The organism is Pseudomonas sp. W15Feb34 (genome assembly GCF_023127765.1).
GTDB lineage: Bacteria > Pseudomonadota > Gammaproteobacteria > Pseudomonadales > Pseudomonadaceae > Aquipseudomonas > Aquipseudomonas synxantha_A.
Genome location: NZ_SPKN01000044.1, coordinates 33,549 through 51,429, shown reverse-complemented (window position 1 = coordinate 51,429; position 17,881 = coordinate 33,549). Strand labels below are relative to the sequence as shown.

The 17,881-nt window shown below is 61.6% G+C and carries 11 protein-coding genes; 8 read left to right on the top strand and 3 right to left on the bottom strand.

The annotated features are described in order from the left end of the window. Positions 1–56: 56 nt before the first annotated feature. The 3 genes from E4O97_RS20235 to aceE form a co-directional block, all read right to left on the bottom strand. A complete protein-coding gene (locus E4O97_RS20235) occupies positions 57–2,750 on the bottom strand; it encodes a GGDEF and EAL domain-containing protein (RefSeq protein ID WP_032878268.1) in 2,694 nt (897 codons plus the stop codon). Positions 2,751–3,053: 303 nt separating this feature from the next. Continuing rightward, positions 3,054–4,700, bottom strand: a complete 1,647-nt coding sequence (gene aceF, locus E4O97_RS20230; protein WP_248162040.1) for a dihydrolipoyllysine-residue acetyltransferase — start codon at positions 4,698–4,700, stop codon at positions 3,054–3,056. 11 nt (positions 4,701–4,711) lie between these two features. Further along, entirely contained in the window at positions 4,712–7,357 is a 2,646-nt protein-coding gene (gene aceE, locus E4O97_RS20225; RefSeq protein WP_003187985.1) for a pyruvate dehydrogenase (acetyl-transferring), homodimeric type, read from the bottom strand. 383 nt (positions 7,358–7,740) lie between these two features. Here aceE and glnE point away from each other — a divergent pair, with 383 nt between their 5' ends. The 8 genes from glnE to E4O97_RS20185 all read left to right on the top strand — a co-directional run bounded on the left by glnE (position 7,741) and on the right by E4O97_RS20185 (position 17,855). Beyond that, on the top strand, positions 7,741–10,680 hold the full coding sequence (glnE, locus tag E4O97_RS20220; RefSeq protein WP_078820123.1) for a bifunctional [glutamate--ammonia ligase]-adenylyl-L-tyrosine phosphorylase/[glutamate--ammonia-ligase] adenylyltransferase: 2,940 nt from the start codon (positions 7,741–7,743) through the stop codon (positions 10,678–10,680). A gap of 222 nt (positions 10,681–10,902) precedes the next feature. Next, on the top strand, positions 10,903–11,937 hold the full coding sequence (gene waaF, locus E4O97_RS20215; RefSeq protein WP_032878265.1) for a lipopolysaccharide heptosyltransferase II: 1,035 nt from the start codon (positions 10,903–10,905) through the stop codon (positions 11,935–11,937). Between the two features lies 1 nt (position 11,938). Then, positions 11,939–13,000 (top strand): lipopolysaccharide heptosyltransferase I, encoded by a 1,062-nt coding sequence (waaC, locus tag E4O97_RS20210; RefSeq protein WP_248162240.1) that lies wholly within the window; start codon positions 11,939–11,941, stop codon positions 12,998–13,000. Then, a complete protein-coding gene (locus tag E4O97_RS20205) occupies positions 13,000–14,124 on the top strand; it encodes a glycosyltransferase family 4 protein (RefSeq protein WP_005784135.1) in 1,125 nt (374 codons plus the stop codon). Before waaC ends, E4O97_RS20205 begins: the two co-directional genes overlap by 1 nt. After that, the gene (rfaP, locus tag E4O97_RS20200) at positions 14,121–14,927 is read left to right on the top strand and encodes a lipopolysaccharide core heptose(I) kinase RfaP (RefSeq protein ID WP_216090645.1); all 807 of its coding nucleotides are present in this window, start codon (positions 14,121–14,123) and stop codon (positions 14,925–14,927) included. The genes E4O97_RS20205 and rfaP overlap by 4 nt, the downstream gene beginning before the upstream one ends. Beyond that, complete coding sequence (locus tag E4O97_RS20195) at positions 14,927–15,661, top strand: lipopolysaccharide kinase InaA family protein (protein ID WP_005784139.1); 735 nt, start codon at positions 14,927–14,929, stop codon at positions 15,659–15,661. Before rfaP ends, E4O97_RS20195 begins: the two co-directional genes overlap by 1 nt. Next, positions 15,658–16,410 (top strand): lipopolysaccharide kinase InaA family protein, encoded by a 753-nt coding sequence (locus E4O97_RS20190; RefSeq protein ID WP_032878263.1) that lies wholly within the window; start codon positions 15,658–15,660, stop codon positions 16,408–16,410. Before E4O97_RS20195 ends, E4O97_RS20190 begins: the two co-directional genes overlap by 4 nt. Next, positions 16,410–17,855 (top strand): lipopolysaccharide kinase InaA family protein, encoded by a 1,446-nt coding sequence (locus E4O97_RS20185; protein WP_103733917.1) that lies wholly within the window; start codon positions 16,410–16,412, stop codon positions 17,853–17,855. Before E4O97_RS20190 ends, E4O97_RS20185 begins: the two co-directional genes overlap by 1 nt. Positions 17,856–17,881: the final 26 nt, after the last annotated feature.

Genomic DNA, 17,881 nt, shown 5'->3' with positions numbered 1-17,881 from the left:
AGGTTGAGTAACAGTAAATTGTCAGACAGTCAGTGTGCCCGAGTGTTACAGCGCTGTCAGGCGATTGGCCCGCGCGGGTAGCGTTTAAGCATTGTCAGCAGCTCTGCACCGGGGATCGGTCGGTCGAACAGGTAGCCCTGGCCGACATCGCAGCGGTGTCTGCGCAGGAACGCCAACTGTTCGGCTGTCTCGATGCCTTCGGCCACCACCTTGAGCTTGAGGTTGTGAGCCATGGCGATCACTGCCGAGGTGATTTCCATGTCGTCCTGGTTATCCGGGATCTCGTGGATAAAGCTGCGATCAATCTTAATGATGTCGATGGGGAATTTTTTCAAGTAGCTCAGCGACGAGTAACCGGTGCCGAAATCGTCCATGGCCAGGGTCAGGCCAAAGCTTTTCAACTGGTCCAGTTGCAGGCGCGTGTCTTCGGTGGCTTCCAGCAGCAAACCCTCGGTCAGCTCCAGCTCCAGCAGGTTGGCCGGTAGCTGTTCTTCCTTGAGGATGGTGGCAATCGAGGTCACCAGGTCCGGATCGGAAAATTGCTTGGGCGACAGGTTGATCGCCACCTGCAAATTGCCCATGCCGGCGGCGCTCAACTGCCTGCTCATGCGGCACGCCTGGCGGGCGATCCATTTGCCGATCGGAATGATCAACCCGGTCTCTTCGGCCACGCTGATGAACTGGTCGGGGCGGATCATGCCCTTTTCCGGGTGGTTCCAGCGCAACAGCGCTTCCATGCCCAGCAGACGGCCGCTGCGCAGGCACAGTTTGGGCTGGTAGAACACGTCCAGCTCGTTCTGGGTCAGGGCGCGACGCAGGTTGTTTTCCACGAACAGCTTGTAGCTGGCTTCGGCATTCAACGCTTCGGTAAACACTTGCACCTGGTGTTTGCCGTTGGCCTTGGCCTTGTGCAGCGCCAGCCCTGCGTTACGCATCAGCGTCTGCGGGTCGCGGCCATGCAGCGGCGCGCAGGCCAGGCCCACGGAGCCGGTGACGCTGATCAACTGGTTGTCGACGAACATCGGCTTGTCGAGCGTGGCCAGCAACTGGCTGGCGACCTGCTGGCCGGTCTCCAGGTCGGAATCATCCAACAGCACTGCGAACTCGTTACTGGCAAAGCGTGCCAGGCTGCCACCGCTGCTCAAGCTATTGCGCAAACGGCGGGCCAGGCTGATCAGCAACTTGTCGCCGGTCTGGTGGCCGAGGCTGTCGTTGATGCGCTTGAAGTTGTCGATGTCCACCAGCAGCAGGCTGATCGGGCTGTCGCTGTCGCGGGCAAAGCGTTCGTCGAGGTTACGGATGAACGCCGGTCGGTTGCCCAGGTTGGTCAGGTTGTCGGTGTAGGCCAGACGCTCGATGCGCTGTTGCGCCAGCTTGGTCTGGGTGATGTCTTCGTAGATGCCGATGTAGTGGGTCAGCTCGCGGTTATCGCCATACACCTTGGAAATCGACAACTGGCCCCAGTAGGGCTCCAGGTTCTTGCGCCGGCTTTTGAACTCGCCTTGCCAGCTGTTGCTTTTGGCCAGGGCCGACGGCGCGTCGAACAGCAACTCACTGAGATTTTCCAGGGCCGGCAGTTGCGCCAGGCGATGGCCGTGGACTTCTTCCGCGCTGTATTGGGTAATTGCGGTGAAGCTGGGGTTGACGTACTCCACCACGCCGTCGCAATTGACCAGCAGAAAGGCATTGGCGCTTTGTTCCACAGCACGCTGGAACAGGTGCAGGGCGCTGGTGGCGGTACGGCGGTTGTGGTTGTTGATGACTTGCGCGAACTGGTCTGCCAGCTCGCCGGCAAACGCGATTTCATCGGACTGCCAGGCACGTGAGCTGCCGCTTTGTTCCAGGCACAGCACGCCGACGACCTGGCCGTCGACACGAATACTGGCGTCGAGCATCGCGTGGATATCGTTGGCGCGCAGGCTTTCGGCCATTTCCCGGGTGCGCGGGTCACGTTGGGCATGGGTGGCGTCGATGGCGCGGCTGGAGTGCAGGGCTTCCAGATAATCCGGGAAACCGCTGGCGTCGATGGCTTGGGGCAGGCGGTGCTGTTGGTCGGCGCGGTGGTACGCCGAGATAGGCACCAGATGTTGGCCTTCGAGGTGCCAGATGCTGGCGCAGTCGATCTGGTAAATGTCGCACGCGCTACGGGTGATCAGCTCAGCGGCTTCTTGCAGCGAATTGGGCGTGGTGTAGCGCTGTCGGGCCAGCAGCAGGATCAGCTCCTGCTGGGCGCGCACCCGTTCCAGGTGTTGCAACTGTTCCTGCTGCGCGCGCTGGTTGAGTTCCAGGGCGATCTGCAGGCGGCTGTTCTGGTTTTCCAGGTCAGCGGTCGGGGCGGGCGCGGTGGTATCGCTGAACAGCCCGTCGACCACCATCAGGTAGCCGCGCAGCAGATGGCGGTTGTGTTGTTTGTAGGCCTCGCCCATTTCCAGCAGGCTCATCGGGCCGTCATGGGTGTGCAGGGTATAGCGCACCAGGTAATGGGGGCTGTGGGTCAGTTGCTGCTGGATTGCGTCGTGCAGCTGATAGCGGGCCTGGGGCTCCATCAGGCTGGCGTAGGGCGTGCCGATCAGCGCGCAGAGCTCCACAGCTGGCAGGCCGAACTGGCGCTCGCAATTGGGATCGAGGTACAGCAGGGCCCAGCTTGCCTCATTAAGCCGCTCGAAACGCAGCATACCGAGGCGCGAAGGCACCGGTAATTGCGTCACTACCTCGGCCGCCATACGGGCGACATCGGGTTGGCTTTTCATGGGGAAACTCGCTTGGGAAAATGCGCGTGGCGCCCGGCTCACGCCCTCTTTACTGTCGCCTGCGGCAAGGTTGCATCATGCGGCACGCACTGACAAGAGAGGATGAAGGCTAAGTGCTATAAGGCAGTTATCGGCCGTGCGGGGGATTTCTGCAATCGAAGTGACAGAAGGTGTACAAGCCTGTTCTGTGCGTACACCGAGCGCACAAAAAAAAGCCCCGCCAAGCGGCGGGGTTGAGGTACGAGCGTGGCGCTCGGAAATCGGTGCGGCGGGGCCTTCCCAGTACAAGGAAGGCCCTGCGGTTTACAGCAGGATGGTACGGATGTCGTTCAGCAACTGGCTCAGGCGCTGGGTGAAGCGTGCCGCGGCGGCGCCGTTGATCACACGGTGATCGTAGGACAGCGACAGTGGCAGCATCAGCTTGGGCTGGAACGCTTTACCGTCCCACACAGGCTGGATGGTGGCCTTGGAAACACCCAGGATCGCCACTTCCGGCGCGTTGACGATTGGCGTGAAGCCAGTGCCGCCAATGTGCCCGAGGCTGGAGATAGTGAAGCAGGCGCCCTGCATGTCATCCGGGGTGAGCTTCTTGTCGCGGGCCTTGGCAGCCAGCGCAGCCGCTTCGCCAGCGAGTTGCAGCAGGCTCTTCTGGTCGACGTTCTTGATGACCGGTACCAGCAGGCCATCCGGAGTGTCGACGGCAAAGCCGATGTTGACGTACTTCTTGCGAATGATCGCCTTGCCGCTTGGCGCCAGCGAGCTGTTGAAGTCTGGCAGTTCCTTGAGCAGGTGCGCGCAGGACTTGAGCAGCAGTGGCAGCACGGTCAGCTTCACGCCGGCCTTCTCGGCCACGGCTTTCTGCGCAACGCGGAAAGCTTCCAGGTCGGTGATGTCGGCCTGGTCGAACTGAGTCACGTGCGGGATGTTCAGCCAGCTGGCGTGCAGGCCGGCCGCGCCGATTTGCATCAGGCGGGTCATCGGCACTTCTTCGGTTTCGCCGAAGCGGCTGAAATCCACGGTACGGATCGGCGGAATGCCCGAGCCGCCCGTCGCGCCGGCAGCCGGTGCTTCCTTGGCCTTTTGCATCATGGCTTTGACGTAAGCCTGCACGTCTTCCTTCAGCACACGACCGTGCGGGCCGCTGGCCGAGACGGCGCTCAGCTCGACGCCGAACTCGCGGGCCAACTGACGCACGGCAGGGCCGGCGTGCACCTTGGCACCGCTTGGCGCAGGTGCGGCAGCAGCAGGGGCCGGTGTGGCCTCGGCTTTTGCAGCAGGTGCCGGGGCAGCAGCGGCCGGAGCGGCTTCAGGCTTGGCAGCCGGAGCAGCCGCCGGTGCTGGAGCGGCGGCCGGGGCAGCGCCTTGTACTTTCAGCTTGAGGATGAAGTCACCGGTGCCGACTTCGTCTTCCAGCTTGACCGCGATGCTTTCCACTACGCCGGCAGCCGGCGAAGGGATTTCCATGGAGGCCTTGTCGGACTCCAGGGTGATCAGCGACTGATCGGCTTCGACGGTGTCGCCGACCTTGACCAGCAGCTCGATGATCTTGGCCTTCCCCGACGAGCCGATGTCCGGGACGTGAATGTCCTGGACGGTGGCGGCGGCAGGTGCAGCAGCCGGGGCCGCTGGGGCCTCGGCAGCAGGTTTTTCAGCGGCAGGCGCAGGTTCAGCAGCGGCAGCCGGAGCCGGAGCCGCCGCAGGGGCTGCATCAGCGGCGCCTTCGATTTCCAGTTCCAGCAGTTCGTCGCCTTCTTTCAGGCGGTCGCCCAGCTTGACCTTCAGGCTCTTGACCACGCCGGCCTTGGGAGCAGGAATTTCCATGCTCGCCTTGTCCGACTCCAGGGTCAGGATGCTCTGGTCGGCTTCGACGGTGTCGCCGACCTTCACAAACAGCTCGATTACTTCACCTTCACCGCTGCCGATGTCAGGTACGCGAATGAGTTCGCTCACAAAAAATCTCCTCAGCAGTCCAGTGGGTTGCGTTTTTCCGGGTTGATCCCGAACTTGACGATGGCGTCAGCCACCACCTTGGGTTCGATCTCACCACGGTCAGCCAAGGCTTCCAGGGCTGCCAACACCACGAAGTGACGGTCGACTTCGAAGAAGTGACGCAGCTTCTTGCGGCTGTCACTGCGGCCGAAACCATCGGTGCCCAAGACTTTGAATTCCTTGGACGGGACCCACTGGCGAATTTGTTCAGCAAACAGTTTCATGTAGTCGGTAGAGGCAATAACCGGACCCTTACGGCCGGCCAAGCACTCTTCGACGTAGCTCTTGGCTGGCTTCTGGCCAGGGTGCAGACGGTTGCTGCGCTCTACGGCCAGGCCGTCGCGACGCAGTTCGTTGAAGCTGGTCACGCTCCACACGTCGGCGCCGACGTTGAATTCGTCACGCAGGATCTTCGCCGCTTCACGCACTTCGCGCAGGATGGTGCCGGAGCCCATCAGCTGTACGTGGTGCGCCGCTTCCTTGGTGTCTTCTTCGAGCAGGTACATGCCCTTGATGATGCCTTCTTCCACACCGGCCGGCATGGCTGGCTGCTGGTAGGACTCGTTCATCACGGTGATGTAGTAGAAAACGTCCTGCTGCTCTTCGGTCATCTTCTTCATGCCGTCCTGGATGATCACCGCCAGCTCATAGCCGTAGGTTGGATCAAAGGTGCGGCAGTTCGGGATGGTGGCAGCCAGGATATGGCTGTGACCGTCTTCGTGTTGCAGGCCTTCGCCGTTCAGCGTGGTGCGCCCGGCGGTACCGCCGATCAGGAAGCCACGGGTACGGCTGTCGCCTGCTGCCCAGGCCAGGTCGCCAATACGCTGGAAGCCGAACATCGAATAGAAGATGTAGAACGGCAGCATCGGCTGGTTGTGGCTGGAGTATGAAGTACCGGCAGCGATGAAGGAGCTCATGGCGCCCGCTTCGTTGATGCCTTCTTCGAGGATCTGGCCCTTCTTGTCTTCCTTGTAGAACATCACCTGGTCTTTATCGACTGGCTCGTAGAGCTGGCCGACGGAGGAGTAGATGCCCAACTGACGGAACATGCCTTCCATACCAAAGGTACGGGCTTCGTCCGGGATGATCGGGACGATGCGCGGGCCGATGTCCTTGTCCTTGACCAATTGCGCGAGGATGCGCACGAAGGCCATGGTGGTGGAGATTTCACGGTCGCCCGAGCCGTCAAGGATGGCCTTGAGGGTGCTCAGGTCCGGCGTCGGTACGCTGAAGCTGTTGGCGCGGCGCTGTGGCACGAAGCCACCCAGTGCGCTGCGGCGCTCGCTCAGGTAGCGGGCCTCGGCGCTGTTTGGCTCAGGCTTGAAGAACGGCAGGTTCTCCAGCTCTTCGTCCTTGACCGGAATGTCGAAGCGGTCGCGGAACAACTTCAGGCTGTCGACATCGACTTTCTTGGTGTTGTGCGCGGTGTTCTTCGCTTCGCCGGCACCGGTGCCATAACCCTTGATAGTCTTGGCCAGGATGACGGTTGGTTGTTCTTTGTGGTTGACCGCTTCGTGGTACGCCGCGTAGACCTTGTACGGGTCGTGGCCGCCACGGTTGAGCTTCCAGATTTCGTCGTCGGACAGGTCGGCAACCATCGCCTTGAGTTCAGGCGTGTTGAAGAAGTGTTCGCGAACGAACGCGCCGTCTTTGGCCTTGTAGTTCTGGTACTCGCCGTCGATGACTTCGTCCATGCGACGTTGCAGGATGCCGTCCACGTCCTTGGCCAGCAGTGGGTCCCAGAAACGGCCCCAGATGACCTTGGTCACATTCCACTGAGCACCACGGAACACGCCTTCGAGTTCCTGGATGATCTTGCCGTTGCCGCGAACCGGGCCGTCGAGGCGCTGCAGGTTGCAGTTGATGACGAAGATCAGGTTGTCGAGCTTCTCGCGGCCGGCCAGGGAAATGGCCCCCAGGGATTCCGGCTCGTCGCACTCGCCGTCACCCAGGAAGCACCAGACTTTCTGCTTGCCTTCCGGGATGAAGCCACGGGCTTCCAGGTACTTCATGAAGCGTGCCTGGTAGATCGCCTGGATCGGGCCCAGACCCATGGAAACGGTCGGGAACTGCCAGAAATCAGGCATCAGCCAAGGGTGCGGGTAGGACGACAGGCCCTGACCGTCGACTTCCTGGCGGAAGTTGTTCATTTGTTCTTCGCTGATGCGACCTTCCATGAACGCACGGGCGTAGACGCCTGGCGAGGTGTGGCCCTGGAAGTAGATCAGGTCGCCGCCGTGTTCGTCGGTCGGGGCCTGGAAGAAGTAGTTGAAGCCGATGTCATACAGGGTGGCGCTGGAAGCGAAGCTGGAAATGTGACCGCCCAGGTCCGAATCTTTCAAGTTCGTGCGCATTACCATCGCCATGGCGTTCCAACGTACCAGCGAGCGAATGCGGCGTTCCATGAACAGGTCGCCAGGCATGCGTGCTTCGTGGGTAACGGGGATGGTGTTGCGGTATGGCGTAGTGATGGCGTAAGGCAGTTGCGAGCCGCTGCGGGTCGCGAGTTCGCCCATACGGGTCATCAGGTAGTGAGCACGGTCTTCGCCTTCTTTGTCGAGAACCGATTCCAGGGCGTCCAGCCATTCCTGGGTTTCGACGGGATCGAGGTCTTGCATGGCTTGCTCCAGGGCGGAAAGGCTACCAGAATCGGTTGCCTGAAGTTTGCGACTGGCCTTGTGGGCAGACGACATAAATTCTTGGATGGCCGAAGGTTGCTTCGGCGTCCTGTAGTTTTACTACAAATCGTCGGCCATTTCAGCCTTTCGAATGTATATACGAGTAGTAAAACTACACAAGACTGAGCGTATGGCTCGGTCTTGCTGGTGAGCATAATCGTTATTGTTGGTCTATTGCGAACAAGAAAAGGTGAAAGTTTGATGTTGCCTGCCAAGATTAATTTAATTTCAGCTATTTCTAACTTTTGTTCGACAGTCCTTCATCGAGCATGGCTCTTGCGTTCACAACTACACGCCAATTACACGCCGATCAAGGATAGACCATGAGCCTTCCAACGCTGGCCGAACTGCCGGCCATTCTCTTGCCTTATGCCCAGCGGGCCGAGCAGTCATTTCGTGACGCGGTGGCCGCGCTGGACGACGATCATGGCCTTTCTGCGTGGACGCCGCAACGGTGGGCCGACTTCGCCCGCGTGTGCGCTGCCAGTGATTTTGTCATTGAACAGAGTGTTCGTGACCCTTTGATGTTGCTCGAACTGGTGGCCTGGGGTGAGCTGGACCGCAGCTTTGCGCCCGGTGAGCTGTGCAGCCAGATTGCCGGCGCCGTGCAACAGGCCGAAACAGAAGATGAGTTGGGCCGCGTGCTGCGCCGCCAGCGCACGCGCCAGCAGGTGCGCATCATCTGGCGCGACCTGACGCGCCAGGCCGACCTGGTGCAAACCTGTCGCGACCTTTCCGACATGGCCGACGCCAGCATCGACCAGGCCTACCAATGGCTGTACCAGCGCCACTGCGCGCAGTTCGGCACGCCGACCGGGCGGCGCAGCGGTGAGGCGCAGCATATGGTCATCCTCGGCATGGGCAAGCTCGGTGCGGTGGAGCTGAATCTCTCGTCGGATATCGACCTGATTTTTGCCTACCCCGAAGGCGGCGAGACAGTGGGGGTAAAGCGCTCCCTGGACAATCAGGAATTCTTTATTCGTCTTGGTCAAAAATTGATCAAGGCCCTGGATCCTATGACGGTCGACGGTTTTGTCTTCCGTGTGGATATGCGCCTGCGTCCCTACGGCTCGGCCGGTGCGCTGGTGCTCAGCTTCAACGCGTTGGAGCAGTACTACCAGGATCAGGGCCGGGATTGGGAACGCTACGCCATGATCAAGGCGCGCGTAGTGGCCGGTGATCAAGTGGCCGGCGCGCAGTTGCTCGATATGCTGCGCCCGTTCGTCTACCGCCGCTACCTGGACTTTTCCGCCATCGAAGCGCTGCGCACCATGAAGCAGTTGATCCAGCAGGAAGTACGGCGCAAGGGTATGGCCGAGAACATCAAGCTGGGCTCAGGCGGCATTCGGGAGGTGGAGTTTATCGCCCAGGCGTTCCAGCTGATTCATGGCGGCCGCGACCTCAGCCTGCAACAACGCCCACTGCTGAACGTGCTGGGTACGCTTGAGGGGCAGGGTTACCTGCCGGCTGCGGTGATCACCGAACTGCGCAATGGCTACGAATTCCTGCGCTACACCGAGCACGCCATCCAGGCGATTGCCGACCGCCAGACCCAAATGCTGCCGCACAATCCCGAAGATCAGGCGCGTATCGCCTTCATGCTGGGCTTCAGCGACTGGGCTGCGTTCCACGAACGCCTGATGTACTGGCGTGGCCGCGTGGACTGGCACTTTCGTCAAGTGATTGCCGACCCTGATGAAGAAGAAGGCGAAGAAAGTGAATTGGTCGTCGGTGGTGAGTGGTTGCCGCTGTGGGAGGAATCCCAGGATGACGACGCCGCGTGCCGTCAATTGGCCGAGGGCGGTTTCACCGATGCACCCAAAGCCCTCAAGGCCTTGGCCGGCCTGCGTGGCAGCCCGCAGTTGCGTGCCATGCAGCGGCTGGGGCGCGAGCGCCTGGATGCATTCATTCCGCGCCTGCTGGCCCAGGCGGTCGAGCACGCCAACCCGGACCTGGTGCTGGAGCGCGTGTTGCCGTTGGTGGAGGCCGTCGCCCGGCGTTCGGCCTATCTGGTGTTGCTCACCGAGAACCCGGATGCGCTGCGTCGCCTGCTGACCCTGTGCGCCGCCAGCCCGTGGATCGCCGAACAGATCACCCGTTTCCCGTTGTTGCTCGATGAGCTGCTCAACGAGGGCCGCCTGTTCAAGCCGCCGCTGGCGCCGGAGCTGGCTGCCGAGCTGCGCGAGCGCCTCACCCGCATTCCCGAGGACGACCTTGAACAGCAAATGGAGGCCCTGCGTCACTTTAAATTGGCGCACCGCCTGCGAGTCGCGGCCTCGGAAATCGCTGGCAGCCTGCCGCTGATGAAAGTCAGCGACTACCTCACCTGGCTGGCCGAAGCCATTCTTGAGCAAGTGCTGGCCCTGGCCTGGCGCCAGACTGTCGCCCGCCACGGCGCGCCGCAGCGCCTGGACGGTACCCTGTGCGATCCTGGGTTCATCATTGTCGGTTATGGGAAAGTCGGCGGCATCGAACTGGGGCATGGTTCGGATCTGGATCTGGTGTTTATCCACGATGGCGACCCCCAGGCCGAGACCGATGGCGCCAAGCCGATTGACGGCGCGCAGTTCTTCACGCGTCTGGGCCAGCGCATCATTCACCTGCTGACCACCCAGACCAACTCCGGCCAACTGTATGAAGTGGACATGCGCCTGCGACCTTCCGGCGCCTCCGGCTTGCTGGTGAGTTCCCTGGGCGCCTTCGATCGCTATCAACAAAATGAAGCCTGGACCTGGGAACATCAGGCGCTCATCCGCGCACGGGTGCTGGTGGGCAGCCAGGATGTGGGCCATGCATTCGAGCAGGTACGTGCCAACGTATTGGGGCGTGAACGGGACTTGGCGAAGCTGCGCCAGGAGGTCAGCGAGATGCGCACCAAGATGCGCGATAACCTGGGTACCAAGGCCACGGCGGCCGGCAGGGGCGCCAATGCCTTCGAGGCCACGGCGGTGTTCGACCTCAAGCAGGACGCCGGAGGTATCGTCGATATTGAATTTATGGTGCAATACGCGGCTTTGGCGTGGTCTGCGCAACATCCATCGTTGCTGCGCTACACCGACAATATTCGCATTCTGGAGGGCCTTGAGCAGGTCGGGCTGATGCCCGCCGCCGATGCCCATTTGCTGCGTGAGGTATATAAGGCCTACCGCTCCGCCGCCCACCGCCAGGCCTTGCAGAACGAGGCCGGCACGGTCGCCGGGGACCAGTTTGCCGACGAACGGCGACAGGTGATGCGAATCTGGCAAGCGCTGGGCTTAAATTGAAACTCGACTGATTGGGCGACGCCAATTTTTATATGGGATGCGGATTAATGTGGGAGCCGGGCTTGCCCGCGATGCAGGCGCCTCGGTTTATCAGTGATACCGAGGTGATGCAATCGCAGGCAAGCCAGCTCCCACATAAAGATGCTCCCTGGCGCGCCGCGATCTACAGTCATTATCGAGGCGGGGAGGCATAAGCCTCCCCGCATCGTTTGTGGAAACTACATGAATATTCTGATCGTTGGGCCCAGTTGGGTCGGTGATATGGTGATGGCACAGACACTTTTCCAGTGCCTGCGCCAGCGCTATCCAGACTGCCAGATCGACGTGCTCGCCCCTGAGTGGAGCCGGCCGATCCTGGAGCGCATGCCCGAGGTGCGCAAGGCCTTGAGCTTTCCGCTCGGCCACGGTGCCCTGGAACTGGCGACCCGCCGACGCATCGGCAAATCCATGGCCGGCCAGTACGACCAGGCGATCCTGTTGCCCAACTCGCTCAAGTCGGCGCTGGTGCCTTTTTTTGCCGGTATCCCCAAGCGCACCGGTTGGCGCGGTGAGTTTCGCTATGTGCTGCTCAATGACGTACGCACCCTGGATAAAGCCCGCTACCCGCTGATGATCGAGCGCTTCATGGCCCTGGCCTACGAGCCCGGCACGCAATTGCCCACGCCGTACCCGCGGCCCAGCTTGCAGATCGACCCGGTGACCCGCGATGCGGCGCTGGCCAAGTTCGGCCTCACCCTTGATCGGCCGGTTCTGGCCTTGTGCCCTGGCGCCGAGTTTGGCGAGTCCAAGCGCTGGCCGTCGGAGCATTACGCCAAGGTCGCCGAGACCAAGATCCGCGAAGGCTGGCAGGTGTGGCTGTTCGGTTCGAAGAACGATCATTCGGTAGGTGAAGATATTCGTCAGCGCCTGATTCCCGGCCTGCGCGAAGAGGCGGTGAACCTCAGTGGCGACACGTCCCTGGCCGAGGCTATCGACTTGTTGTCCTGCGCCGACTCGGTGGTGTCCAACGACTCCGGCCTGATGCATGTGGCGGCGGCGCTGAACCGCCCGCTGGTAGCGGTGTACGGCTCCACGTCCCCAGGCTTCACCCCGCCCTTGGCCGACAAGGTCGAAGTGGTGCGCCTGGGCCTGGATTGCAGCCCGTGTTTTGATCGCACCTGCCGCTTCGGCCACTACAACTGCCTGCGCCAATTGCTGCCGCAGCCGGTAACCGATGCCTTGCAGCGGTTGCAGGGCGATGTGGTCGAGGTTCACTGAGTTGCGGGTACTGGTAGTCAAGACCTCATCCCTGGGCGATGTGATCCATGCCTTGCCGGCGTTGACCGATGCAGCACGGGCGATTCCCGGCATTCGCTTTGATTGGGTGGTGGAAGAAGGCTTTGCCGAAATCCCGACCTGGCACCCGGCGGTGGACAAGGTGATCCCGGTGGCGATTCGCCGCTGGCGCAAGAACCTTTGGCAAACGATCAAGAGCGGCGAGTGGGGCCGTTTCAAGCAGGCCGTGCAGTCGACCAAGTATGACCTGGTGATCGACGCCCAGGGCCTGCTGAAAAGCGCCTGGCTGACCCGCTATGTGCGTGCTCCAGTGGCCGGCTTTGATAAAAACTCGGCCCGTGAGCCGATCGCTTCGCGTTTTTATTCACGACGCCTGGCCGTGGCCCGCGGGCAACACGCGGTAGAGCGCTTGCGCCAACTGTTCGCCGTGGCCCTGGGCTACGACCTGCCCAAAGGCTTGGGCGACTATGGCCTGAGCGTTGAAAAACTACTGGGCCTGCCGCCGAAAAAACCCTTTGTGTTGCTGCTGCACGGCACTACCTGGGACACCAAGCACTGGCCCGAAGCCTATTGGCGTGAGCTGGCCGAACGCATGGGGCGCCTGGGCGTGGACGTGAAATTGCCGTGGGGTAACGCCGCCGAAAAGGCTCGGGCCGAGCGCCTGGCCCAAGGCCTGCCCAACGCCGAAGTGCTGCCCAAACTCAACCTGGCGGGCGTGGCCGGCGTGTTGGCGGGCGCCCGCGCCTGTGTGGCGGTGGACACCGGCCTCGGTCACCTGGCGGCAGCGCTGGATGTGCCGACCATTTCCCTGTTCGGCCCCACCAATCCGGGCCTTACTGGCGCTTACGGCAAGGGCCAGATCCATTTGGCCAGCGACTGGCCGTGTGCGCCGTGCCTGCAAAAGCAGTGTACCTATCAACCTACCGCCGACGACCTGCGGCGGTTCGACATCAAGCGTGAGTCGCCCCTGTGCTTCACGCGCTTGAATCCTGAGCGTGTAGCAAGCCGGCTGAGCACGTTGTTACTGGCTGAGGAGCAGCACTGATGCAACTGGCTTTTGTTCTGTACAAGTACTTTCCCTTCGGTGGCTTGCAGCGCGACTTCATGCGCATCGCCCTGGAGTGCCAGCAGCGCGGCCACAAGATTCGTGTCTATACGCTGATCTGGGAAGGCGACATCCCACCCGGCTTCGAAGTACTGGTGGCGCCGGTCAAGGCGCTGGTCAATCACCGTCGCAATGAAAAGCTGTATGCCTGGATCCAGGCCGACCTGGCCAAGCGGCCGGTGGATCGCGTGGTGGGCTTCAACAAGATGCCGGGGCTGGATGTGTATTTTGCCGCCGACGGGGTGTTCGAAGACAAGGCTCAAAACCTGCGCAACCCCATGTACCGCTGGTTCGGGCGCTATCGGCACTTCGCCGAATACGAGCGCGCGGTGTTCGATAAGGACGCCAAGACCCAAATCATGGTGCTGTCCGAACATCAGCAGAAGTTGTTCACCCAGTATTACGGCACCCAGGCCGAGCGTTTCCACTTGCTGCCGCCGGGCATTGCCCGCGACCGGCGCGCTCCGCCTGACGCGGCCGAAATCCGCGCCGAGTTTCGTCGTGAGTTCGGCCTGGCCGAGGACGACCTGTTGCTGGTGCAGATCGGTTCGGGCTTCAAGACCAAGGGCGTCGACCGCAGCCTCAAGGCCGTGGCCGCCTTGCCTTCCAAGCTGAAGAAGCGCACCCGACTGTTTGTAATCGGCCAGGACGACCCCAAGGTATTCCAATTGCAGAGTGCGGCATTGGGCCTGGGCGATCAGGTGCAGTTCTTCAAGGGCCGCAGTGATATCCCGCGTTTCCTGCTGGGCGCCGACCTGCTGATTCACCCTGCGTACAACGAGGCGGCCGGCATGGTGCTGGTCGAAGCGGTGGTCGCCGGCCTCCCGGTACTGGTGAGCCGGGTGTGTGGCTACGCGTTCTACATCGACAAGGCCCAGAGCGGCCGAGTGTTGGACGAGCCGTTCGAGCAAGCCCAGCTCAACCAGTACCTGGTGGATATGCTCGACGATCCACACGCGCGTGCGACCTGGAGTCGCAATGGTCTGGCCTTCGCCGAGACGGCCGACCTCTATAGCATGCCGCAGTACGCTGCGGACCTGATTCTGGCGGAGCCAAACCGATGAAGTTGATTCTAGCCGAACCCTTCAAGACCCTCTGGGCCGGACGCGATGCGTTCGCCGAGGTCGAGAAGCTGCAAGGCCAGGTGTTCCGCGAGCTGGCCGCTCGCCGTACGTTGCGTACGGTGGTCGAAGGCCAGCCTTACTTTGTGAAGATTCACCGTGGCATTGGCTGGGGCGAAATCCTCAAGAACCTGGTCACGGCCAAGTTGCCGGTACTGGGCGCAGGCCTGGAGTGGCTGGCGATCCAGCGCCTGCAAGCGCTGGGCGTGCCGACCATGACCGCCGTGGCCTTTGGCGAAAAAGGCAGCAACCCGGCCGACCAGCATTCGTTCATCATTACCCAGGAACTGACGCCGATTATCAGCCTGGAAGACTTGACCCTCGATTGGGTCAAGCAACCGCCCGTGCCGGCCATCAAACACGCCTTGACCCGTGAGCTGGCGCGCACCGTCGGCGCGATGCACCGCGGTGGCGTGAACCATCGCGACTGCTACCTCTGCCATTTCCTGTTGCACACGGACCAGCCCATTACCGTCGACAATCTGAAATTGTCGGTGATCGACCTGCACCGTGCGCAGGTGCGTCCGACGATTCCACTGCGCTGGCGTAACAAGGACCTGGCCGGCCTGTATTACTCCGCATTGGAGATCGGCCTGACCCAGCGCGACAAGCTGCGCTTTCTCAAGACGTACTTCCAGCAGCCGTTGCGCCAGATCCTGGCGGAGCAAGCTGCGCTGCTGTCTGAGCTTGAGCGCATGGCCTCCAAGCTTTACGCGCGCAAGCAACGATACGGGGATGCGCTCTGATGGCGGGTTGGAACCTGGAACCTGCCTATGCCGCCCTGGCGGATGACTTTGGAAGCCTGGAGGCGGTATTTGCCTTGCAAGGCGAGCGATTGACCCGCGACCCGCTGTCGGAAGTCATCCGGGTCGAGCGCGGCGGGGTCAATTATTACGTCAAGCGCTACGTGGGCGCCGGCAAAGGCTTGCGCCGTTACCTGGGCAGGCCGCGGGTGAAATCCGAATGGCAGAACCTCAAGCGTTTCGCCAAGTGGGGCATCCCGACGGCTGATGTCGTCGCCTGGGGCCTGGACCGCAAGGGCCTGGCTTATAACCGGGGCGCGATGATTACCCGCGAGCTGCCCAAGACGGAAGACTTGTCAGTGCTGGCCGAGCGCAATGACGAACGCCTGAAAGACCCCCGGTGGGTCGATGGCATCAGCCGCCAGCTCGCCGAATACACGCGCACCATGCATGAGCACCGCTTCACTCATAACGACTTGAAGTGGCGCAACCTGCTGGTGGACGACCAACGAACCCTGTACCTGATCGATTGCCCCAACGGTGATTTCTGGCGTGGTTTCTGGCTCAAGTACCGCATCACCAAGGACTTGGCTTGCCTGGACAAGGTCGCCAAATATCACCTGTCGGCCACCCAGCGCCTGCGTTTCTACCTGCAATACCGCCAGCGCACGCACTTGTCGGCGTCGGACAAACGGCGAATTCGTCACGTGGTGAAGTTTTTTGAGGGACGCGAATGAGTGACTTCCTGGCGGCCGAAGACCGCGCCTTGCTTGAGCGCAACGGTCTGGCGACGTTTGACGCCCTGTGGGCCAAGCAACTGGACGCAGTGGACGAGCCCAATACCAGTCACGGCGGCTGGAGCAGTGTGTATCGCCTGGAGCTTGAAGGGCAGGGCTATTACCTCAAGCGCCAGAGCAACTACCTGACGCGCACCTTGCACCGGCCGTTTGGCGAGCCGAGTTTTGCGCGCGAGTTCCGTAATATCAGCCTGTATCGAAAGCTCGGAATCCCTGCTCTGCAGGCGGCGTTCTTCGGTGAGCGCAAGGTTAAGGGCGAGCGCCGGGCAATGCTGCTTACCCGTGCTCTGGATGGTTGGAACGACCTGGATTCGTTGCTGGAGCAGTGGCAGCAATTGAGCGTCGCCCAGCACAGTGCGATCCTGTCGGCGTGCGGCAAGCTGGCGCGTCATCTGCACAGCGTCGGGCAGGTGCATGGCTGTTTTTACCCCAAGCATATTTTCCTGCAGGCCACCGCTGAGGGTTATGCCGCGCAGCTGATCGACCTGGAAAAAACCCGTCCGTTGCTGTTTGGCTGGCGTGACCGGGTCAAGGACCTGGAACCGCTGTTGCGTCGCGCGCCCCAATGGTCGGACGCGCAGGTGCGCCAGCTGCTGGCGGCGTATCTTGAGCAGCCCGAGGACAGCGACCTGGTCTCCACTTGGCACCAGCGCCTGACCGCACGCCGCAGCCACAAGGAGAACCGCTGATGCGTTTATCCGAGCTGAAAAATGCCGGCCGTAGCCCCAGCCTGCCGTTGACCATCGATCTGGCGGATGCGGCAGGCCCGGGGCAGTTGCAACTGCTGAGCCTGCTGCGGGTGTTGCCCGGGCAGCGCTACGTGGGCGCGGCAGTGTGGCGTGGTCGCCCGGTATTGGCCAAATTGTTGGTTGGCAGCAAGGCGGCGCGGCATTTTCAGCGTGAACTCAAGGGTGTGCGTTTGTTGGCTGAGCAAGGCCTGACCACACCGTTGTTGTTGGCCGATGGCTTGCAGGACGGCGAGGGCGGCTGGCTGCTGTTTGAGTTTATCGAGGGCGCCCAAAGCCTGGCCGATGCGTGGCACGCCGTCGAACATCTGCCGCCGTTGGCGGACGAACAAACCGCCGTGCTCGCCGAAGCATTGGGCGCGATTGCGCAAATGCATGCCAAAGGCCTGTGGCAGGAAGACCTGCACCTGGACAACCTGCTGCGCCAGGACGGCAAGCTGTACTTGATCGATGGTGCAGGCATTTGTGTCGAGGAGGCGGGTAAGCCGTTGTCGCGCAATCGCGTGCTGGAAAACCTCGGCGTGTTTTTCGCCCAGCTGCCGAAAAACCTTGAGCCGTTTACCGAAGAATTATTGGTGTACTACCTGCTGGGTAATGGTGAGCACGCCTTGCCGCTGCAAGCCCTGGAAAAGCAGGTGCGCAAAGTCAGCGCCTGGCGCTTGAAGGACTTTCTGGACAAGACTGGCCGCGAATGCACGCTGTTCAGCGTGGTGCGTGGCGCCTTTGGCTTGCGTGCGATTCGTCGCGAAGAAGAAACGGCCATGTTACCGGTGTTGGAACAGGCAGACGCCTTGCTCGACCAGGGCCACCTGTACAAGACTGGCGGCGCGGCCAGTGTGGCCAAGGTCGAAGTGGCTGGTCGGCCGTTGGTGATCAAGCGCTACAACATCAAAGGCTTTGCCCACTGGCTCAAGCGCTTCTGGCGCCCGAGCCGAGCCTGGCATTCCTGGCGCGAGGGTAACCGCCTGGCGTTTCTCGGCTTTGCTACGCCCAAGCCACTGGCGGTGCTGGAGAAGCGCTTTTTATGGCTGCGCAGCCGTGCGTATCTGGTCACCGAGTTTCTGCCGGGGCCGGACATCATCGAGCGCTTTGCGCCGTATGTTGAAAACGGCGATGCGCCTGAGAGCGAGCTGCTCGCACTGGAGCAGTTGTTTACCCAGTTGATTGGCGAGCGCATCAGTCATGGCGATTTCAAAGGCCATAACCTGTTCTGGAATGACGGGCGTTGGGCGATGATTGATCTGGATGCCATGTGTCAGCACGGCTCTGTTGCCAGTTTTGCGCCGGCATACGCTAAAGACCGGGCGCGGTTTATGCGCAATTGGCCGCAGGGCAGTGCGTTGTATCAGTTGATCGATCAGCGGTTGCCTAAAACCATCGTGGTTTAAGCGGGCGCCTGATACCCAAATGTGGA